This window comes from Modestobacter sp. I12A-02662, assembly GCF_041028325.1.
Classification (GTDB): domain Bacteria; phylum Actinomycetota; class Actinomycetes; order Mycobacteriales; family Geodermatophilaceae; genus Modestobacter.
Map to the genome: position 1 here is coordinate 177,551 of NZ_JABGDE010000011.1, position 19,024 is coordinate 196,574.

Here is a 19,024-nt window from a genome sequence, read left to right on the forward strand (position 1 = left end):
CTCAGAACGGCGGCCAGGGCAGGGCGGGCCAGTCACCGCTCGGCTGCGGGTGCACCCCGGTGCGCAGCAGCTCGGCCACCCGCTGCTGGGTCCGCCGGACCTCGCGCCGGGTGAGGTGCTCGTGCAGCTGCTCCCCCAGGTCCCCGAGCAGGTCGTCGGTGAGCCGCTCGAGCACGGTGAGCGCCTCGGCCGGCAGCGGCTGGCCGGCCCAGCGCCACAGCAGGGTGCGCAGCTTGGGCTCGGGGGAGAAGCAGATGCCGTGGTCCACCCCGTGGACGTGGCCGTCGCGCATCGGGATCAGGTGGCTGCCCTTGCGGTCGGCGTTGTTGACCACCGCGTCGAACACCGCGATGCGGCGCAGCTGCGGCAGGTCCCGGCGGACGAAGTGCGGCAGGTCGACGCTCGGGTCGCCGTCCATCCACAGCTGCACCATGCCGCTGCCGAACGGGCCGTCCCGCAGCACGGTGGGCGGCACGATCGACCAGCCGGTCGCCTCCGACACCAGGTAGGCGCCGATCTCCCGCCCGGCGAGGGTGCCGTCGGGGAAGTCCCAGAGCGGCCGCTCCCCCGCCACCGGCTTGTACACGCACTCGGCGGCGAGGGTGTCGGTGCGGATCGCGCCGATGAGGGTGACGTTGCTGGCGTCCAGCAGCCGGCCCTCGAGGTCCAGCTCGCCGTCGCGGAGCAGGGTCGCGGCCTCCGCCGGCCCGTTCGGGGCCCGGCGGTCGCCGTGGTCGAAGGCGCCGAGGTCCAGCTCGCGGACCTCGCCGTCCTCCTCGTCCAGGTCGTTCGGCTGTTCGCTCATCAGCGGGTGCGCCGGTTCAGCGACGGTAACCGTTCTGGCGTGGGCACACGTGGCCGCTCGGGTCCAGCGGGAGCGAGCACAGCGGGCAGGACGGCCGCCCGGCGGCGACCACCCGGCGGGCCCGGGCGACGAACGCGCGCGCCGCGGACGGGGTGATCGTCACGCGCAGCGCGTCGGGGCCCTCGTCGGCGTCGGAGAGGATCGCGTCCTCGTCGATCGGCTCGTCCGAGGCGGCGACGGCCTCGACGACGACGGCGTCGGTCTCGCCGTCCCAGGCCAGTCCCATGGCGGCGACCCGGAACTCCTCGTCCACGGGCGCGGTGAGCGGCTCCAGGTCGTCGACGTCGGCCTCGGGCGGGACGACGACCGCGGCGCGGGTGGCTACCTCGTCGAGCAGCTCGCTCATCCGGTCGGCGAGCACCTGGACCTGTGACTTCTCCAGCGCCACGCTGATCGTGCGGCCGGCCTCGTCGGTGGCCTGCAGGTAGAAGGTGCGGTCGCCGGGCTGGCCGACCGTGCCGGCGACGAACCGGGTCGGGCGGTCGAAGAGGAAGACCTGACGGGGCACGAGCTCAGGTTACGCGGGCGGTTCACGCCGGGCCGTCGCCCGCGCCCCCACCCACGACCGCGTCGGAGTCCGCGGCGCGCCGCCGGCGTCGCCGTTTCGGCGGGATGAGCGCAGCCACGTCGCCACCGGTGTCGTTGACCCGCACCACGAACGGCCGGGTCTCGGTGTAGGTCACCACGGAGATCGAGGCGGGGTCGACGACGATCCGCTGGAACTGGTCCAGGTGCAGGCCGAACGCGTCGGCCAGCACCGCCTTGATGACGTCGCCGTGGCTGCACGCCAGCCACACGGCGTCCGGCCCCAGCTCCGCGTTCCACTGCCGGACGGCGGCCACCGCGCGGGCCTGCGTCTGGGCCAGCCCCTCCCCCTCCGGCCCGGGGAACACCGCCGCGGACGGGTGCTGCTGCACGACCTTCCAGAGCGGCTCCTTGGCCAGCTGCTTCAGCGGCCGGCCGGTCCAGTCGCCGTACCGGGCCTCGCCGAGCCGGTCGTCGGTCCGCAGCTCGAGGTCCCGGCCGGCGAGCACCGCCCCGGCGGTCTGCCGGCAGCGCTCCAGCGGGCTGCTGACCACCGCCGCCAGCGGCACCGGGGCCAGCCGCTGGGCCACCGCCTGCGCCTGGGCCTGCCCGGCGTCGTCGAGCTGCACCCCGAGGGTCCAGCCGGCCAGCACGCCCGAGGCGTTGGCCGTCGTCCGGCCGTGCCGCAGCAGGATGACGGTGGTCACGACGGGAGCCTAGAAGGACCTTGCCGCCCCCCACCGCTCGCGGGCCCGCGGCAGGTGCCTGCGGGAGGGTCTCACTGGGGCGCGAGCACCCCGGAGCCGACCAGGGTGAGCAGCGCCAGGCCGAGCACGACGCGGTAGACGACGAAGGGCGTGAAGCTGCCGTGCGCCAGGTACCGCAGCAGCCAGGTGATCACCACGAACCCGACCCCGAAGGCGATCGCGGTGGCCAGGGCCGTCGGGCCCCAGGCGATCCCGCCGTCCAGCGACGAGGCGATCTGGAAGAAGCCGGACCCCAGCACCGCCGGGATGGCCAGCAGGAAGGAGTAGTCGGCCGCCGCGGAGCGCGAGTAGCCCAGGAACCGGCCCATCGTGATCGTGCCGCCCGAGCGGGAGACACCCGGGATGAGCGCCATCGCCTGGGCCAGCCCGTAGAGCAGCCCGTGCTTGACGGTGAGGTGGTCCAGGTCCCGGTCCGTGCGGCCCATCCGGTCGGCCCAGTACAGGATCAGCGAGAAGGCGACGAGGGCGATGGCGATGACGCGCAGGTCGCGGAAGGTGGTCTCGATCCGGTCCTGGAACAGCAGCCCGAGCACCACGATCGGGATGCTGCCGACGATGATCAGCCAGCCCATCCGGGCGTCGGGGTCGCCGCGCAGCGCCGGGTCGCGCAGGGAGCGCAGCCAGGTGCGGACGATCTGGCCGATCTTCCGCCGGTAGTAGATGAGCACCGCGACCTCGGTGCCGATCTGCGTGATGGCGGTGAACGCGGCGCCCGGGTCCTCCCAGCCGAACAGCTGCCCGACCACGCGCAGGTGCGCGCTGGAGGAGATCGGCAGGAACTCCGTGAGGCCCTGCACCAGCCCGAGGACGACGGCTTCGACCCACCCCACGGTCAGCGCCCCGACCGCTCGGCCGGGGCACGGTCGGGGTGTCCGGTCGACGACTGCACGCAGGAACCCTAGGTGCCGGTGCTGTGACCCCCGGGGACGACTCCCGGTGCGCCGCGGGTCCCGGGCGACGTCACACCCCGACGGTAGGTTGGTCCGTCGTGGAACAGCGGGCGCTCGGACGCAGCGGTCTGGTCGTCTCCCGGCTGGGCCTGGGCACGATGACCTGGGGCCGCGACACCGACGCGGACGAGGCCGCCATGCAGCTGACCGCGTTCGTCGACGCCGGCGGCACGCTGATCGACACCGCGGACGTCTACGCGCAGGGCGAGAGCGAGCGCGTGCTGGGCGGGCTGCTCGCCGACGTCGTCCCCCGGGCCGACGTGCTGGTCGCCACGAAGGCGAGCGGGCGCACCGGGCCCGGCCCGATGGGCCGGGGCTCCTCCCGCGGTCACCTGCTGGCGGCGCTGGACGCCTCGCTGGAGCGGCTGGGCCTCGAGCACGTGGACCTGTGGCAGCTGCACGCGTGGGACGACGCGACGCCGCTGGAGGAGACGCTCGCCGCCTGCGACACGGCGGTCTCCTCGGGGCGGGCCCGCTACGTCGGCGTCAGCAACTACACCGGCTGGCAGACCGCGCAGGCCGCCACGTGGCAGCGGGCCTGGCCGGGACGCGCGCCGGTGGTCAGCACGCAGGTGGAGTACTCGCTGCTGCAGCGCGGCGTCGAGCGTGAGGTCGCCCCGGCCGCCGAGGCGCTGGGGCTGGGCATCCTGCCGTGGTCACCGCTGGGCCGCGGGCTGCTCACCGGCAAGTACCGGCACAGCACCCCGTCGGACTCCCGCGGCGCCTCCCCGCCGTGGCAGGGGTTCATCGACCAGCTGCGCTCGCCGGCGGCCGACCGCGTCGTGGAGGCGGTGATCACCGCCGCCGAGGGCCTGGGCACGACACCGCTGGGCGTGGCGCTGGCCTGGCTGCGCGACCGGCCCGGCGTCGTCGCGCCGATCGTCGGCGCGCGCACCGCCCACCAGCTGCAGGCCGTCCTGGACGCCGTCGGCGTCCGGCTGCCCTCGGCGATCACCACGGCGCTGGACGACGTCTCCGCGCCGCACTTCTCCTATCCCGAGCACCGCCCGGAGCACTGACCCATGAGCACGTCCGCGCCGACCGGCGACCCGGTCTTCGCCGCCTTCGCCGCCGCCGGCCTCTGGCCTGGTCTCGGCAAGCGCACCGCCGCCGAGCTGCCGGCCGCCGGCATCACCAGCCCGGACGACGTCACCGCCGACCGGCTGCTCAAGCTGCCGCGCGTCGGCCGGCAGCGCGCCGAGCGGCTGTTCTCCTCCTTCCTGGCCGCCCAGCCCACCTACGAGGTGGTCGATCTGCTGGTCGGTGCCGGGCTGGAGGCGAAGCTGGCCACCAACGCCGCCGACGCGCTGGGCCCGGACGCCGCCCGCCGGCTGCGCGACGACCCGTGGGCGCTGCTGAGCCTGACCGGGGTGGCGCTCCACGACACCGACCGGCTGGCGATCGCCGTCCTGAAGGGCGCCGACCGGCAGGACTCCCGCCGGGGGCGGGCGATCGTCGCGCTCACGCTGCGCACCGCGACCCGCGACGGGCACACCGTGCTGCCGGTCGACCTGGTGGTCGCGGCGCTGCGCGCCGAGGGCATCGCCGACCCGGCGGCGGCGATCGTGTCGGCGGTGGAGTCCGGCGAGGTGCTCGAGCACGACCCGCCGGAGCCGGAGGTCGGCGAGGACGCGCTGGGCCCGGACGACGAGCTGCCCGAGCCGGACCCCTCGCTGCGCACCCTCTCGCTGGCCCGCTTCGGCATGGCCGAGGAGGCCGTCGCGGAGAACGTGCACCGCCTGATGGCCACCGCCGAGCGGATCGCGGACCCGGCGTCGGTGCGCAAGGTGTCCAAGGGGCTGGACCCGGCGCAGCAGGCCGCCGTGGCCGGCGTGCTCGGTGCCGGGGTCTCGCTGCTTACCGGCGGCCCGGGCACCGGCAAGAGCCGCACGGTCGCGTCGCTGGTCCAGCTGCTGCAGTCCCGCGGCACGGAGGTGGCGCTGGCCGCGCCGACCGGCCGGGCGGCCAAGCGGCTGGAGGAGCTGACCGACCACCCGGCGGTGACCGTGCACCGGCTGCTCGGCGCCCAGGGCATGACCGGCGGGTTCGCCCGCAACGAGGAGTGGCCGCTGGACGCCGACGTCGTCGTCGTGGACGAGGCGTCGATGCTGGACGTCGAGCTCGCCGCCGCCCTGCTGGAGGCCTGCCCCGACGGCACCCACCTGCTGCTGGTGGGCGACCCGGCCCAGCTGCCCTCGATCGGCCCGGGGCACGTCCTCGGTGACCTGATCGACTCCGGCGCCGTGCCGGTGACCGAGCTGACCACGCTGCACCGGCAGGCCGCCGGCGGCGCGATCGCCCGGCTGGCCACCGGCGTCCGCGCCGGTGAGCTGCCGCAGGTGGACTCCCCCGACCGGGAGGTCGTCGTCGTGCCGGCGACCGGCAGCGCCGAGGCGGCCCGCCGGGTGGTGCAGCTGGTCACCGACTCGATCCCCCGGGCGCTGGGGATCGACCCGGGGGCGGTGCAGGTCGTCACCCCGGTGCACCGCGGCCCGGCGGGCACCATCGAGCTGAACAAGGCGCTCAAGGCCCAGCTGAACCCGGGCGACGGCACGGTGTTCGGCTTCGACGTCGGCGACCGGGTGGTGGCCACCGCGAACCACCTGGACCTCGAGCCGATCGGTTTCGCGAACGGCGAGGTGGGCGTGGTCACCGGCACCGGCGAGGGCTCGCTGAACGTCGACTTCAGCTCCGGGCCGGTCACGGTCACCGGGAACGCGCTGCCGGACCTGCGGCACGGCTGGGCGATCACCGTGCACCGCGCGCAGGGGTCGGAGTGGCCGGGGGTGGTCGTCGTCCTGCCGCCGGAGGCCGGCGGGATGCTGTCCCGGCCGCTGGTCTACACCGCGCTCACCCGCGCGCAGAAGCACCTGTCGATCGTGCACGCCAGCGGCGCCGCGCTGGCCCGGGCGGTGCGGGAGGTCGACGCGCGGCCGCGGCGCACCCGGCTGGCGCGACTGCTCGCGGAGGTCGCGACTTGATCACGATGCGTTTGAGCCGTTGATCTTGAGGGCACAGAGCCTTCCATGATCACTGGCATCATCGGTTTCCTCGTCTTCGGCCTGATCGTCGGGGCCCTCGCGCGGCTGATCAAGCCGGGTCGGCAGAACCTCAGCATCCTGGCCACCCTGGCGCTCGGCGTCGTCGGCTCGCTGATCGGCGGGCTGGTCGCCAGCGCGCTCGGCACCGGCAACTTCGGCGAGCTGAACATCCTCGGGGCGATCGTGGCGATCGTCGCCGCGGTCCTGCTCATCGGCATCGCCGAGGGCATGAGCGGCGGTCGCCGCTCCGTGCGTCACTGACGCCCGGCCGTTCCCGCCCGGGGTGCTGACCGACGGTCAGTGCCCCGGGCATCCGCCGCGCGCGGCACACAGCAGGCGGTGCACCGCGGACGCCAGCTGCTCGGCGTCCGACACCGGCGACGCGAAGGGCACCCGCACGTCCTGGTGACCCCGCGGCTGCTCCATCCGCAGCCGGAACCCGCACCGGTCCAGGCCCAGCGGCCGGACCTCGTCCGACGCGCCGAGCAGCGACGCCGGCATGCGGCTGCGCAGCAGCGCGAGCTCCGCCCGGTGCTCCGCGTCCATGTGCTGCAGCACCGCCGCCTCCACCTCGACCAGCGGGTCGGGGTCCGCGGCGAGGAACGCCTCCGGTGTGAGCTCGGCCACCGAGCCGTCCTCCCCGAGCGCGAGCTCCGCCAGGTCCATCCGCAGCAGCGTGGTGCCCCGGCCGACGTCGAGCAGGTCGCCCACCGGGGCCACCTCGGCGAACGCCACCGCGGCCGCGCGCTCCTCCCCCGCCTCCACCGGGGTCAGCCAGCCGGACAGCCACACCTGGGCGCGGACCGGGTCCCGCAGCCGCACCGGCGCGTGGTCGGTCACCATCACCAGGGCGGCCAGGTCGCCGTCGGGGGCGTGCCGCACCGTGCCGGCCACCTCGCCGTCGGTCGGCACGACCAGCAGGACGTCGCCGTCGGCCGTGACCGCGTGCGCGAGCACCCGGCAGCCGTCGAGGCCGCCGGCGCGGACGGCGGCGCCCGGCCGGGCGGCGACGGTCCGGGCCCGCTGGGCGATCGTCGGCCGCAGCGCATCGGAGGCCGTCTGGTGGGAAGGGCGCGTCATCTCGATCTCCTCCGGTGCCGGACCGACTCGACGTCGGGGTAAGGTGAGCCTAACCGAACTCGGAGGCCCGCGTGAACCAGTCCCGCCCCAAGGTCCGGCGCAGCCGTGCGCTGGGCATCCCGCTCACCCCCAAGGACGTCCGCTACTTCGAGCGGCGCCCGTTCCCGCCCGGCGAGCACGGCCGCAAGCGGAAGACCACCAGCGACTACAAGACCCGGTTGCTGGAGAAGCAGCGGCTGCGGGCCCAGTACGACATCAGCGAGACGCAGCTGCGCTCGGCGTTCGACCGGGCCAAGCGCGGCGGCGGGAAGACCGGCGACCAGCTGATCACCCAGCTGGAGTCGCGGCTGGACGCCACCGTGCTGCGGGCCGGTTTCGCGCGCACCATCTACCAGGCCCGGCAGGTGGTCAGCCACCAGCACGTCGTCGTCAACGGGCAGCGGGTCGACCGGCCCAGCTACAAGGTGCGCCCCGGCGACGTCGTCGCGATCGCCGACAAGAGCAAGCAGAAGCCGCCGTTCCAGGTGGCGGCCTCCGGAGCGCACGCCACCGCCCCCGGCTACCTGGAGGTCTCGATCGCCGACCTGGTCTGCCGCGTGCTCCGCGAACCGCGCCGCGACGAGGTCCCGGTCGTCTGCGAGGAGCAGCTGGTCGTGGAGTACTACTCCCGCTGACCCGCCCCGGCCCCTGCCCCCTCGGCCAGCCGCTCCAGGCGGGTCCAGAACCCACGACCGCCCACCCACCAGGCGAGGTGCTCGTGCTCTGAGTGCCGGGTGCACTCAGAGCACGAGCGTGCCGGGGAACCCATGGGGGTGACCATGGTCCGGCCAGCGACGACGGCTCAGCAGCAGCAGGAGCCAGGCGTCGTCGTGCCGCGCGGTTCGGCGACCAGGCCGGCCGCCCGGTCACCCACCAGCCGACCGCGGCGGTCAGCGCGGCGACGCAGCCGACGATCGCGAGGAGCAGCACTCGATGATCACGACGCAGACCCGGTAGCCGCGCAGGTCGGCCGTGTGCAGGTCAGTCGCGCAGGTCCTCGTCGTCCACCGGGACGACGGCCTGCTGCTCGAGGACGTCGTACTCGTCGGCCTCCGCCGTCGTGCCCCGGAAGCCGCGGGAGCTGCCGGGCACCGCGGACAGCTGCTGCTCGATCGCGTCGGCCTCCGGCACCCCGTCACCCGGCGGGGTCGCCTCGTCGGCGAGCTCCGGGGCACCCGGGGTCACGAGCTCCTCCTGCTCCTGCCGGTCGGCCTCGGTCGCGTTCGGCTCGGTCACGGCCGTCTCCTTCCCGTCAGGGAGCCCGGCCCCTGCCGCCGGTGCTCGCCGTTCCCACCTGCCCGGATGTCGGTCCCGTGACACCCCGGGCGATGATCACGCGCGATCGGGCACGTGACCAGGGAGCCGGAGCCATGCACAATCGTGCGCGTGTCAGCTGCCGGCGAGTACGAGTACGCCCCGCTGCGCATCCCGGCCGACACCTCGCGCGCGGCCGCGGCCCAGCTGATGAGCATGCAGGCCGACACCGGTGGCTGGGAGCTGGCCCGTCTCCAGCTGCACGCCGACGGGTCCCGCAAGATCATCATGCGCCGCCGGATGCGCCTGTCCTACCTCCCCCGACCGATGATCTGAGCGCGCGGACACCTCCCCCGGACACCACCGGTCTGCCATGGTCGGCCCCTGACCGCAGGAGGCGGACATGGGCGGACACCCCAGTGGGCCGACGCTGATCCAGTCGGTGCAGCGCGCCCTGCACGTCGTGGAACTGGTCGCCGACTCCGCCGGCCCCGCCCGGCCGAAGGCCGTCGCCCGGCGCGCGGGCCTGCCGCTGGCCACCACCTACCACCTGCTGCGCACCTGCGCCCACGAGGGCTGGCTGCAGCGGTTGGAGGACGGCTCGTACGTGCTCGGCCACCGGATCGACGCGCTCCGGCTGCACGCCGCCCCCGCGCGCGGCCTCGCCTCGGCCCGCCCCGCGCTGGAGTGGCTGCGCGACGAGCTGCACGGCCCGGTCTACCTGGCGCGGTGGCAGGACGGCGAGGTCGTCGTCGCCGAGATCGTCGACGGCCCCCGCGCCCCGCGGATCGACCTGTGGGTGGGCCTGCACGAGGCGGCGCACGCCACCGCGCTCGGCAAGTCGGTCCTCGGCCAGCTCCCGGCCGGCGAGCGGGCGGACTGGCTGGCCCGCCATCCGCTCGTGGACCTCACGCCCCGCACCGTGGTCGACCGGCGCCGGCTCCGCTTCCCCACCGCCGACCAGGTGGCCCGGGACGACGGCGAGTACGCCGTGGGCGTGTGCTGCCTGGCGGCCGCGGCACCGGCGGACGGGATCGCCGGCGCGGTCGGCGTGGTGACCGCCGAGGCGACGTCCCGTCGGGCGGGTGCGGCGCAGACCGTGCGGTCCGGGGCGCAGCGGGTCGCGCGGGCCCTGGCCCTCGCCGGCGGCTGACCCCGCCCCGTCTCCGGCATCTGAAAACGGCGGTCTGGTGGGGCGCCCGGAGCCCGGCCGAGCATGTCCGGCATGCCTCCCGAGGTGCCCGGTTGGGCCGTCCGCGCGCTGAGCGGCGTCTACGACCCGTGCTGCCGCGAGAAGGGTGTCTCGGTGGTCGACATGGGGCTGCTGCGCTCGGTGGAGCTGCGCGACGGGCACGCGCGGGTCGAGCTGCTGCTCACCTCGGGCTGGTGCCCGTTCGCCGTCCGGGTGCTCACCGACGTCGAGGACGCCGTCCGGCAGGTGCCGGGCGTGGACAGCTGCGAGGTCGAGGTCGTCTGGGACGAGGTCTGGACGCCCGACCGGCTGTCGGCGTCCGCCGTCCGTGCGCTGCGCTTCCTGCCCGACCCGGTCGCCGCCGGCGACCGGGATGCCTACCTCGCCGCACATCCTGGAGGTCTGCCGTGATCGGCGACGCGTTCGTCTTCGACGGGGTCGCGCACCCGTTCAACTTCACGGCGAAGAACGCCTACGGCAACCCGGGGCAGATGTTCGCCAACCACCTGTACGCGTTCCACTCCGCGCTGACCCCCGACGGTGAGCGGCACCTGTCCGCCGAGGAGTTCCTCACCGAGTGGACGCCGGCCGACATCCGGCAGATGGTCTACGAGGAGTCCGACACCGACATGCTCGTGGCGATGCCACTGCCGTTGACCGACCTGTTCCGGGACGGGCTCTCGCCCTGGGAGACCTGCACGGAGCTGGCTGCCCGCGATCCCGACCGCACGGTCTTCTGGGGATCGGTCAACCCGCTGGAGGGCCGCCGGGCGCTGGACCTGATGGAGCGGCAGGTCGGCGAGTTCGGCGCCAGGGCGTTCAAGTTCTACAACGTGCGCTACGACTTCGGCTCGCCGATGCCGTGGCGGATGGACGACCCGAAGGTCGCCTACCCGATCTTCGAGAAGGCGCAGGAGCTCGGGGTGGACCTGATCGGGGTGCACAAGGGCATCCCGCTGGGCCCGCAGCCGGTCGAGGCCACGCAGACCTGGGACATGGACGGCGCCGCGGCCAACTTCCCGGGCATCAACTTCGTGATCTTCCACGTCGGCCTGCCGTTCCTCGACGAGACCTGCTGGCAGCTGATCCGCTACCCGAACCTGTACGCGTCGCTCGCGGCGACCATCAACTTCGTCGTCCGGGCGCCGCGGATGTTCGCCGAGATCCTCGGCAAGCTGCTGTTCTGGTGCGGCGAGGACAAGATCGTCTACGGGTCGGAGGCACCGCTGTTCCACCCGCAGTGGGCGCTGCGGGCGTTCATGGACTTCTCCATCCCGCAGGACCTGTGCGACGGCTACGGCTATCCGCAGCTCACCGACGTCGCCAAGCGGAAGATCCTCGGCGAGAACCTGCTGCGGCTGCACGGCATGGACGTCGAGCAGACCCGGGCCCGGCTCGGCCGGGCGCCCGCGCACTGACCCGGGACCACCCCTCCCCGCACCCCGGACACCGCTGAGTTACGCGCCGGGCACGGTCCGTCGTCGGCTCGGCAGGCGACGGCCCCGGAGCCCGGCCCGGCTGTACTCCCCCGGCCGCGCCGGGCCACGCTCAGCACCAGGTCCGGGACCGACCGGTCGCGGGACGGAGGGGGACGCCATGCGCCAGCACTCGACGAGGCCGCCGACCAGGACGGCGCCCCGCGCGGTCACCCTCGGCACGGGCGTCGCCCTCCTCGCCGCCCTGCTCCCGGTGTCCGGGGCCCAGGCAGCCGGGCGGAGCTGCCCGGACCGCGACAACGACACCTACGAGGAGCTGCTCGACTGCGTGACGCTCAAGGGAGTCCGGGCCCACCAGCTCGACCTGCAGGAGATCGCCGAGGACAGCACCGATCCGGACTACCCCGGCAGCCGCGCCGCGGGCACCGACGGCTACGCCGACAGCGTCGACCACGTCGCCGAGCTGCTGGAGGAGGCCGGGTACGACGTGACGCTGGACCCGATCGAGTTCGACTTCATGTTCCCGGCCGTGCTCCGCCAGGTCGCCCCGGCCGAGTCCGACCTCGAGACCGGCGCGTTCACCGGGAGCGAGCCGGGCGAGCTGACCGGCCAGGTCGTCCCGGTGGACGTCAACCTGACCGGGGACCGGGCATCGACGAGCGGCTGCGAGGCCGAGGACTTCACCGGGCTGGACCTCGGCGGGTCCAGCGACATCGCGCTCGTCCAGCGCGGCACCTGCACGTTCGGGTTGAAGGTGCAGAACGCGCAGACCGCCGGCGCCGAGGCGGTCATCGTGTTCAACCAGGGCAACACCCCCGACCGGGAGGGGGTGGTCGTCGGTGACGTCTCGTTCCTGGACCTCGAGCAGACGATCCCGTTCGACGCGGCGATCCCCGTCGTGGGGGCCTCCTTCGCCGACGGGGTGGCCCTCGCGGCTCCGGGCTCGACGGCCTTCCTGCGCGTGCTGCCCACCGAGCGCCGCACCGACCACAACGTGCTCGCCGAGCTGCCCGGCGAGAACGCGGACAACGTCGTCATGGCCGGCGCGCACCTGGACAGCGTTCCCGACGGGCCCGGGATCAACGACGACGGCTCGGGAGTTGCGGCCCTCCTGGAGACCGCGCTGATGATGGCGCGCTCGGAGCCGCAGAACACCGTCCGCTTCGCGTTCTGGGCAGTCGAGGAGAAGGGGCTGCTCGGTTCGGCGGACTACGTCGGCGGGCTGTCCGAGGCCGACCTCGACCGCATCGCCCTCTACCTGAACTTCGACATGGTCGGGTCACCCAACCACGTCTCCATGGTCTACGACGCCGACGAGTCCACCTTCCCCTCCGCCGACACGGGCGTGACCATCCCGCCGGGCTCCACGGCGATCGAGGACCTCTTCGAGTCCTGGTACACGCTGATCGGGGAGCCGTACGACGACAGCGCGTTCACCGGCCGGAGCGACTACCAGGCGTTCATCGACCGCGGGATCCCGTCCGGCGGCGTCTTCACCGGCGCGGAGGTGGTCAAGACCGACGCGCAGGTGGCGATCTGGGGCGGCACGGCCGGGGAGCAGTTCGACCCCTGCTACCACCTGGCCTGCGACACCGCCGAGAACGTGAACGAGGACGCCCTGGAGCGCAACAGCGACCTGATCGCCTTTGCGGTGCTCACGTACGCCTTCTCCACGGAGTCCGTGAACGGCGTCGCCGGCACCGCCGTCCCCGGCCCGGCAGTGGAGCTGCCGGCGCCCGAGGGCCCGCGCGGCACCTTCCGAACCGCCGGGTAGGAGGGCGTCAGGGGCGCAGGACGACCTTCCCGACGGTGCTCCGGTCCGCGATCGCGGCCATGGCCACCGGCAGCTGCGCCAGCGGCAGCACCTGGCCCACCAGCGGGTCGATCGCCCCGTCGGCGAACAGCCGGCACAGCTCCTCGTGCACCATCCCGATCCGCGCCGGGTCGTGCTTCCGGTACAGCCCCCAGTGCAGCCCGACGACGCTGTAGTTCTTCACCAGCGCGTGGTTGGCCGGCACCTGCGGGATGCGCCCGCTGGTGAAGCCGACGACGACGATGCGGCCCTCGAACGCGATGCACCTGCGCGACCCGTCGAAGACGTCGCCGCCGACCGGGTCGTAGACGACGTCGGCACCGTGCCCGCCGGTGATGTCCTTGACCAGCGGCACGAAGTCCTCGTCCGTGTAGTCGATGACGTGGTCGGCGCCCAGCTGCCGGCAGACCTCGGTCTTCCGCTCCCCGCCCGCGGTGGCGATCACCCGCGCGCCGGCCGCCTTGCCGAGCTGGATCGCCGCGGAGCCCACCCCGCCGGCGCCGGCGTGCACGAGCAGCCACTCCCCGGCCTGCAGCCCGGCCCGGCGGTGCAGTCCCACGAACCCGGTCTGGTGGGTCAGGTACAGCGACGCGGCCTGCTCGTCGGACATGTCCGCGGGGACCGGCCACGCCGCGGCGGCGTCGACCAGGGCGTACTCGGCGAACGCGCCCGGCCCGCCCGAGGGCGCCCCGAGCACCCGCTGCCCGCTGCCGACCACCTCGCCGCACAGCTCCACGCCCGGGGTGAACGGCAGCGGCGGGCGCTCCTGGTACAGCCCCCTCGTCATGAGCACGTCCGGGAAGTTCAGGCCCGCCGCCCGCACCCGCACGAGCAGCTGGCCCGGGCCCGGCTCGGGCCGGTCGACCTCGTCGAGGGACAGGACCTCGGCCGGGTCGCCGAGCGAGTGGACCCGCCATGCGCGCATGGCCCGGAATGTGCCAGAGCAGCGGGCGCAGGGGTCCGGCGGGTCGGGTCCGCGGCCGGGCGGCGGCGGTTAGGCTCCCGGCTGTCGTGTGGGTCCAGCGCGTCCCCGGCACCGGCTCGAGGATTGCGAGGGCGCAGGTGGGTCGGGCACTGAGCAGGCGGCACCTGCTGCCCCTGGGTGTCCTGGTCTTCTGCGGCCTGCTCAACCTGGTGAGCGAACGCGGCCAGGTGGTCGTCGGGTTGTTCGCCATGGCGCCGCTGGTGGCCGCCATCGTGCTGGGGCGGCGGGCGACCGCCGCGTACGCCGTCGCGGCGGTGGTGCTCGCCGCGCTCATCGGCGTGGTCGGCGACCAGTACACCGGTGGCCTGGTGGTCGCCCAGTCGCTGCGCCTGCTGGGCGTGGCGGTGGGCGGGTGCCTGGCACTGTTCGCCTGCACCCTGCGGCTGCGCCGGGAGGCGGTGCTCACCCGGCTGAGCGCCGAGGCGGCGGAGGCCCGGAGCGCTGTCCGGATGGCCTCGACCCTGCAGCGGGCGCTGCTCACCGACCCCCCGACCGTGCCGGGGCTGGAGATCGCCGTCCGCTACCTGCCCGCGGTCCAGCACGCCCAGGTCGGCGGCGACTGGTACGACGCCTTCCCCGTCCCGGACGGCACGACGATGCTGGTCATCGGGGACGTCGCCGGTCACGACGTCGCCGCCGCCGCGACCATGGCCCATGCCCGCGGCGTGCTCCGCGGGATCGCGCAGACGGTCATCGGCTCCCCCGCCGCGGTGCTCGGCTCCCTGGACCGCGCCCTCGAGCGGCTGGCGGTGTCCCCGGTCCTGACCTCCACCGTGGCGACCGTGCGCCCCCACCCCGCCGGCCCGGCCCGGGTGCGGTGGTCCAACGCCGGCCACCCGCCACCGGTGCTGCTGTGCGCCGACGGCCGGGTGCGGGTGCTGGACGGGCGGCCTGAGATGCTGCTGGGCACCGGCTGCCCGGTCCCGCGCACCGACCACGAGGTCGACCTGGACCGCGGCGACACCCTGCTGCTGTACACCGACGGGCTCGTCGAGCGCCGCGGCGCCTCGCTCGACGAGGGCACCGCGTGGCTCGTGGCGGCGCTCGCCGGGCTGGCCGGGCAGCCGCTGGAGGTGCTGTGCGACGCCCTCCTGGAGGGGAAGGCCGGCGGGGTGCCCGACGACGTCGCCGTCCTCGCCGTCCGCACCTGCTGATCCGTCAGCGCCGCCGCAGGGCCTCCGGGACGACGGCGATCTCGCCGCTCGCCGTCCTCGCGCTCGGCACGCCCTGGAACCGGTAGGGCACCACGCCGATCCCCGGCTGCACGACGTAGGCGGCCCCCGGCTCGGCGCCGGCCCAGGCGACGAGCATCGCCTCGGCGACCTCGTCGGCGGAGAGCACCGGGAAGCCGGCCGCCTCGAACTCCGCGCGGATCGGGTCGATGATCGCGGTGTCGGCGAATCCCGGGCAGATCGCGGACAGGGTGATCCCGCCACCGGCCAGCCGCGGCCCGAGCGACCGGACGAACGCGACCACCCCGCCCTTGGCGACGCTGTAGCCAGGGTCGGTGGTCATCGGCGACAGCCCGGCGAGGGACGCGGTGACCACGATCGAGCCCCCGCCGGCCCGGCGGAGGGCCGGCAGCGCCGCCTCGGTGCCGTAGACGACGCCGAACAGGTCGACGTGCACCACGCGCAGGAAGTCGTCGACGTCCAGCGCGTCCGGCGACCGGCCGGCGATGCCGGCGTTGAGGAAGACGGCGTCCAGCCGGCCGTGGTCGGCCTCGACCTGCGCGACGACCGCGGCGTTGGCGGCCCGGTCGGTGACGTCCAGCGGGAGGAAGTGCGCCCCGAGGTCCCGGGCGGTCTGCCGCGGCCGGTCCCCGTCGAGGTCGGCGAGCACGACGGTGACCTGGCGGTCGGCGAGCAGGCCGGCCAGGGCACGGCCGAAGCCACCGGCCCCTCCGGTGATCAGGGCGACGCTGCCCGGGGCGGGGGTCACGCCTTGCGCAGGAACCGGTCGAGCACCCGGATGCCGAACTGCAGCGAGTCGACCGCGATCCGCTCGTCGATGCCGTGGAACAGCGAGGCGAAGTCCAGGTCGGCGGGCAGCTTGAGCGGGGAGAAGCCGAAGCAGCGCATGCCGAGGGTCTCGAAGCTCTTGGCGTCGGTGCCGCCGCTCATGGTGAACGGAACGGCGCGGGCGGCCGGGTCCTCGGCCTGCAGCGCCTCGACCATCAGGTCGACCGAGGGCCCGTCGAACGTCGTCTCCACGGCCTGGTCGTAGGTGATCCACTCGCGGGTGACGCCCTCGCCGATGAGCTCGTCGAGCTGCTTGTCGAACTCGGCCTCCTGGCCGTAGAGGAACCGGCCGTCGACCACGGCGCTGGCGGAGCCGGGGATGACGTTGGTCTTGTAGCCGGCGTCGAGCATCGTGGGGTTGGCGGTGTTGCGCAGGGCCGCGCCGACCATCCGGCTGATGCCGCCGAGCCGGGCCAGCGCCTGGTCGGGGTCGTCGGGGTCGATCTGGACGCCGTAGGCCTCGCCGACCTCGGCGAGGAACTGGCGCATCGGCGGGGTGATCACGGTCGGCAGCCGGGTGGAGCCGATCCGGGAGACGGCCCGGGCGAGCCGGGTGACGGCGTTGTCGTCGTGCACGAACGAGCCGTGTCCGGGCTTGCCCTGGGCGGTGAGCCGCATCCAGGCCAGGCCCTTCTCGGCCGTCTGCACCAGGTACAGGCGCAGGTCGTCGCGGACGGTGATGCTGAACCCGCCGACCTCGCTGATCGCCTCGGTGCAGCCCTCGAAGAGGTCGGCGTGGTGGTCGACCATGAAGTGGGCGCCCTTGCGGCCGCCGGCCTCCTCGTCGGCGACGAAGGCGAGCACGATGTCGCGGTCGGGCCTGACCCCGGTGCGGGCCCAGTCGCGGACCAGCGCGAGGGTCATCGCGTCCATGTCCTTCATGTCGACCGCGCCGCGCCCCCAGACGTAGCCGTCGCGCTGCTCGCCGCTGAACGGGTGGACGCTCCACTCCGACGGATCGGCGGGGACGACGTCGAGGTGCCCGTGCACCAGCAGGGCGGGGCGGTCGCGGTGCACGCCCTCGATCCGGGCGACCAGGCTGGCCCGGCCGGGCTCGGACTCGTGGATGACGCTGCTGATGCCGACCTCGTCGAGCTTGCCGGCGACCCACTCGGCGGCGGCCCGCTCCCCCGCGCTGGTGGCGGTGTCCCCGGTGTTGGTGGAGTCGATCCGGATGAGCTCCGACAGCAGGTCGGCAACCTCTTGCTGGGCTCCGGCGAGGGGCGTGGGGGTCGGCTGCGACATGCCGTCGATCCTGCCACCGGACCCCGTCCCGGGCCGGGGGCGGCCTCGGTTATGCTCGTCCCCGACGCACTGCGGTGCGCCCACCTGTCCGGGTGGCGGAATGGCAGACGCGCTAGCTTGAGGTGCTAGTGCCCTTTATCGGGCGTGGGGGTTCAAGTCCCCCCTCGGACACTCGATCGCCCCGGTGTTCCTGCACCTCAGGAGCCCGGGGCATCGTTCTGTCGGCGGCCAGAACGGCACTTTGACACCGCCGGGATGCACAGCGCGGCTGCTCAGCGTCTCAGCAGCGGCGAACCGGTCGGCCGCCTGGCGCCCCATGCCGGGGTGGACGTGCTGGTGGACGGTGAGCGTGATGGCCGCGCTCGCGTGACCCAGTCGCTCCGAGACCACCTTGACCGGCTCCCCGGCGGCCAGCAGCAGCGTCGCGGAGGTGTGGCGGAGGTCGTGCAGCCGGATCCTCGGCAGCTGGTCCTCCCCCAGCGCCTTGCGGGCCTGGGTGACCTGCTCGACGAACCGGCGCGAGTAGCGCTCGGAGTGGCGGTGAGTGCCGTCGAGGTTCCCGAGCACGAGGGCGGCGTCCCGCACGAGCTCGAGCGCAAGAGAGGTGCGTGTGGCGCGGTAGGCACGCAGAGCGGTGACGGTGTCGGCGTCGATGTCCACCACGCGCGCCTGACCGATCTTCGTCGGGCCCTCGAGGAGCTGCTCGCCGTCGCCCTTGGTCCTCACCACGCCGAGGCTGCGCCGGACCTGCAGCCGGCCGGCGTCGAGGTCGACGTCGCGCCATCAGAGGGCCAGCGCCTCGCCGCGGCGCATCCCGGTCGCCGCCAGCAGGCGCCAGTCCATCGCGAGGTCGGGATCGCGGGCCTCCGCCCAGCGCAGGAAGCGGCCGAGCTCGTCGGCCGTCCATGCCTGCGTCTCCGGAGGCCGGGCCTCCGACGGGCTCGGCGGCGTGGACCGGTCAGTGGGGTTCGTGGGCAGCCGGCCGTGCTTGACGGCGTCACCGAGCGCGGACCGCAAGATCGTGTAGACGTAGCGCACGGTCCGGGCGGACAGACCACCCCGGCCGTCGGCGCGCCCCGACGTCTCCAGCGTGCGCATCCAGGCGTCCACGGCCGCTCCGGTGAGCCGGGCCAGCGGGGTCCCGCCGATATGGGGGTCGATGCGCAGCCGGATGTTTCTCCGGTACGTGGCGAGCGTCGAGGCACTCAGTCGCTGCCTCCAGGGCTCGAGCCAGGCACCGGTTTCAGCCTTTGATTCTGGGCCCGCAGCTGCGCGGCCGCCTCACGCCGGCTCCCGAACCCGCGCTCGAGGACGACGCGTTTCGTGCCGTCCTCGAGAAGAACAGCGTGTTGATCAGGAACCGCGGGCCGGCCTTGGTGACGTACTCGCTGATGCCGCCCTGGTCAGGGATCTGCCGACTTCCTCCGGTTCTCCCCCCGCAGACCCGAGCGACCTGATGCAACCGATGACCACCTCGAGCACCCGCCAGGGCGACGCCCTGCGCGGCGCTCAACCCCAGTCACGTGCCGGCGTTCTGCCGGCATGCGCGCTCGTACCGTTCCCGCTGGTCAGACAGCTGGGGCGTTCAACGGCGTCCCGCCCGACACAGCCTCGTTCGGCCCGAGTCGGTGTACCGGTTGAGGTACCTCTCCCATCCGGGCGCGTTCCCGATCCCCCCGGTCAGGAAGGTATCGCGCCGTCGGTCCCACCGAGCCGGTGTCCCAGAAAGGCGGCTTCAGAGACACCTCAGAGGTGGGCCAGGTGCATGGCTACGTCGTGCGTCACTGACGCGTCCGTGTCGGACCGGGAGG

Annotated in this window: 20 protein-coding genes, 1 tRNA gene and 2 pseudogenes; 11 read left to right on the forward strand and 12 right to left on the reverse strand. The window is 74.1% G+C overall.

All coding sequences use genetic code 11. From position 1 onward, the window contains the following. Position 1 precedes the first annotated feature (1 nt). From HL189_RS17270 to HL189_RS17285, 4 genes are all read right to left on the reverse strand, one after another. Positions 2-805 carry an SCO1664 family protein gene (locus HL189_RS17270; RefSeq protein WP_369134948.1) on the reverse strand — a complete coding sequence of 268 codons (804 nt, stop codon included), beginning with the start codon at positions 803-805 and terminating at the stop codon, positions 2-4. A gap of 16 nt (positions 806-821) precedes the next feature. Further along, positions 822-1,373, reverse strand: coding sequence for a DUF3090 family protein (locus tag HL189_RS17275; RefSeq protein WP_369134949.1), 552 nt, complete (start codon positions 1,371-1,373; stop codon positions 822-824). A gap of 22 nt (positions 1,374-1,395) precedes the next feature. Further along, a complete protein-coding gene (locus tag HL189_RS17280; protein WP_369134950.1) occupies positions 1,396-2,097 on the reverse strand; it encodes a histidine phosphatase family protein in 702 nt (233 codons plus the stop codon). A gap of 71 nt (positions 2,098-2,168) precedes the next feature. Beyond that, the gene (locus HL189_RS17285) at positions 2,169-2,987 is read right to left on the reverse strand and encodes an undecaprenyl-diphosphate phosphatase (RefSeq protein WP_369134951.1); all 819 of its coding nucleotides are present in this window, start codon (positions 2,985-2,987) and stop codon (positions 2,169-2,171) included. Positions 2,988-3,145: 158 nt separating this feature from the next. On the opposite strand from HL189_RS17285, the gene HL189_RS17290 reads away from it, so the two are divergent. Genes HL189_RS17290 through HL189_RS17300 form a run of 3 tightly spaced genes read left to right on the forward strand, consistent with a single transcriptional unit; the run spans position 3,146 to position 6,409 of the window. Further along, entirely contained in the window at positions 3,146-4,126 is a 981-nt protein-coding gene (locus HL189_RS17290) for an aldo/keto reductase (RefSeq protein ID WP_369134952.1), read from the forward strand. Between the two features lie 3 nt (positions 4,127-4,129). Next, a complete protein-coding gene (locus HL189_RS17295) occupies positions 4,130-6,088 on the forward strand; it encodes an AAA family ATPase (protein WP_369134953.1) in 1,959 nt (652 codons plus the stop codon). A 45-nt stretch (positions 6,089-6,133) separates the two neighbouring features. Next, on the forward strand, positions 6,134-6,409 hold the full coding sequence (locus HL189_RS17300; protein WP_369134954.1) for a GlsB/YeaQ/YmgE family stress response membrane protein: 276 nt from the start codon (positions 6,134-6,136) through the stop codon (positions 6,407-6,409). A 36-nt stretch (positions 6,410-6,445) separates the two neighbouring features. Here the strand turns inward: HL189_RS17300 and HL189_RS17305 are convergent, their stop codons facing one another. After that, positions 6,446-7,228 (reverse strand): DUF2470 domain-containing protein, encoded by a 783-nt coding sequence (locus HL189_RS17305; RefSeq protein ID WP_369134955.1) that lies wholly within the window; start codon positions 7,226-7,228, stop codon positions 6,446-6,448. Positions 7,229-7,299: 71 nt separating this feature from the next. Here HL189_RS17305 and rpsD point away from each other — a divergent pair, with 71 nt between their 5' ends. Further along, complete coding sequence (gene rpsD / locus HL189_RS17310; RefSeq protein WP_369134956.1) at positions 7,300-7,902, forward strand: 30S ribosomal protein S4; 603 nt, start codon at positions 7,300-7,302, stop codon at positions 7,900-7,902. Positions 7,903-8,248: 346 nt separating this feature from the next. On the opposite strand, the gene HL189_RS17315 is transcribed toward rpsD, so the two are convergent. Next, positions 8,249-8,503 carry a hypothetical protein gene (locus HL189_RS17315; protein ID WP_369134957.1) on the reverse strand — a complete coding sequence of 85 codons (255 nt, stop codon included), beginning with the start codon at positions 8,501-8,503 and terminating at the stop codon, positions 8,249-8,251. A gap of 150 nt (positions 8,504-8,653) precedes the next feature. On the opposite strand from HL189_RS17315, the gene HL189_RS17320 reads away from it, so the two are divergent. The 5 genes from HL189_RS17320 (at position 8,654) to HL189_RS17340 (ending at position 12,923) form a co-directional block, all read left to right on the forward strand. After that, positions 8,654-8,857 (forward strand): DUF5703 family protein, encoded by a 204-nt coding sequence (locus HL189_RS17320; protein WP_222266798.1) that lies wholly within the window; start codon positions 8,654-8,656, stop codon positions 8,855-8,857. A gap of 67 nt (positions 8,858-8,924) precedes the next feature. Then, the gene (locus HL189_RS17325; protein ID WP_369134958.1) at positions 8,925-9,674 is read left to right on the forward strand and encodes an IclR family transcriptional regulator; all 750 of its coding nucleotides are present in this window, start codon (positions 8,925-8,927) and stop codon (positions 9,672-9,674) included. 72 nt (positions 9,675-9,746) lie between these two features. After that, positions 9,747-10,124 carry a metal-sulfur cluster assembly factor gene (locus HL189_RS17330; RefSeq protein WP_369134959.1) on the forward strand — a complete coding sequence of 126 codons (378 nt, stop codon included), beginning with the start codon at positions 9,747-9,749 and terminating at the stop codon, positions 10,122-10,124. Next, a complete protein-coding gene (locus HL189_RS17335) occupies positions 10,121-11,131 on the forward strand; it encodes an amidohydrolase family protein (protein WP_369134960.1) in 1,011 nt (336 codons plus the stop codon). Before HL189_RS17330 ends, HL189_RS17335 begins: the two co-directional genes overlap by 4 nt. Positions 11,132-11,309: 178 nt before the next feature. Next, entirely contained in the window at positions 11,310-12,923 is a 1,614-nt protein-coding gene (locus HL189_RS17340; protein WP_369134961.1) for a M20/M25/M40 family metallo-hydrolase, read from the forward strand. A 7-nt stretch (positions 12,924-12,930) separates the two neighbouring features. On the opposite strand, the gene HL189_RS17345 is transcribed toward HL189_RS17340, so the two are convergent. Continuing rightward, a complete protein-coding gene (locus tag HL189_RS17345; RefSeq protein WP_369134962.1) occupies positions 12,931-13,887 on the reverse strand; it encodes an NADPH:quinone oxidoreductase family protein in 957 nt (318 codons plus the stop codon). 137 nt (positions 13,888-14,024) lie between these two features. On the opposite strand from HL189_RS17345, the gene HL189_RS17350 reads away from it, so the two are divergent. Then, the gene (locus tag HL189_RS17350) at positions 14,025-15,101 is read left to right on the forward strand and encodes a PP2C family protein-serine/threonine phosphatase (RefSeq protein ID WP_369134963.1); all 1,077 of its coding nucleotides are present in this window, start codon (positions 14,025-14,027) and stop codon (positions 15,099-15,101) included. 4 nt (positions 15,102-15,105) lie between these two features. Here HL189_RS17350 and HL189_RS17355 read toward each other — a convergent pair whose 3' ends face one another. Continuing rightward, a complete protein-coding gene (locus HL189_RS17355; RefSeq protein WP_369134964.1) occupies positions 15,106-15,888 on the reverse strand; it encodes an SDR family oxidoreductase in 783 nt (260 codons plus the stop codon). After that, complete coding sequence (locus HL189_RS17360) at positions 15,885-17,213, reverse strand: M20/M25/M40 family metallo-hydrolase (RefSeq protein ID WP_369134965.1); 1,329 nt, start codon at positions 17,211-17,213, stop codon at positions 15,885-15,887. The genes HL189_RS17355 and HL189_RS17360 overlap by 4 nt, the downstream gene beginning before the upstream one ends. A gap of 86 nt (positions 17,214-17,299) precedes the next feature. Between HL189_RS17360 and HL189_RS17365 the strand changes: the two genes are divergently transcribed. Next, positions 17,300-17,384 (forward strand) — tRNA-Leu (locus HL189_RS17365). Here HL189_RS17365 and HL189_RS17370 read toward each other — a convergent pair. From HL189_RS17370 to HL189_RS17380, 3 genes and pseudogenes are all read right to left on the reverse strand, one after another. Next, positions 17,349-17,984 (reverse strand): annotated as a pseudogene (locus tag HL189_RS17370) (tyrosine-type recombinase/integrase); the annotation flags it as partial. The gene HL189_RS17365 and the pseudogene HL189_RS17370 overlap by 36 nt on opposite strands. Before the next feature lie 12 nt (positions 17,985-17,996). Further along, positions 17,997-18,323, reverse strand: coding sequence for a hypothetical protein (locus HL189_RS17375; RefSeq protein ID WP_369134966.1), 327 nt, complete (start codon positions 18,321-18,323; stop codon positions 17,997-17,999). Next, positions 18,324-18,434: pseudogene (locus HL189_RS17380) on the reverse strand (hypothetical protein); the annotation flags it as partial. It abuts the gene before it with no gap. Between the last annotated feature and the right edge of the window lie 590 nt (positions 18,435-19,024).

What these genes read in the sequence shown, in the direction of transcription:
- HL189_RS17330 (WP_369134959.1), top strand. Translation starts at nt 9,747, where the DNA reads ATGCCTCCCGAGGTGCCCGGTTGGGCCGTCCGCGCGCTGAGCGGCGTC.
- HL189_RS17360 (WP_369134965.1), bottom strand. Translation starts at nt 17,213, where the DNA reads ATGTCGCAGCCGACCCCCACGCCCCTCGCCGGAGCCCAGCAAGAGGTT.
- HL189_RS17345 (WP_369134962.1), bottom strand. Translation starts at nt 13,887, where the DNA reads ATGCGCGCATGGCGGGTCCACTCGCTCGGCGACCCGGCCGAGGTCCTG.
- HL189_RS17295 (WP_369134953.1), top strand. Translation starts at nt 4,130, where the DNA reads ATGAGCACGTCCGCGCCGACCGGCGACCCGGTCTTCGCCGCCTTCGCC.
- HL189_RS17305 (WP_369134955.1), bottom strand. Translation starts at nt 7,228, where the DNA reads ATGACGCGCCCTTCCCACCAGACGGCCTCCGATGCGCTGCGGCCGACG.
- HL189_RS17340 (WP_369134961.1), top strand. Translation starts at nt 11,310, where the DNA reads ATGCGCCAGCACTCGACGAGGCCGCCGACCAGGACGGCGCCCCGCGCG.
- HL189_RS17300 (WP_369134954.1), top strand. Translation starts at nt 6,134, where the DNA reads ATGATCACTGGCATCATCGGTTTCCTCGTCTTCGGCCTGATCGTCGGG.
- HL189_RS17325 (WP_369134958.1), top strand. Translation starts at nt 8,925, where the DNA reads ATGGGCGGACACCCCAGTGGGCCGACGCTGATCCAGTCGGTGCAGCGC.
- HL189_RS17270 (WP_369134948.1), bottom strand. Translation starts at nt 805, where the DNA reads ATGAGCGAACAGCCGAACGACCTGGACGAGGAGGACGGCGAGGTCCGC.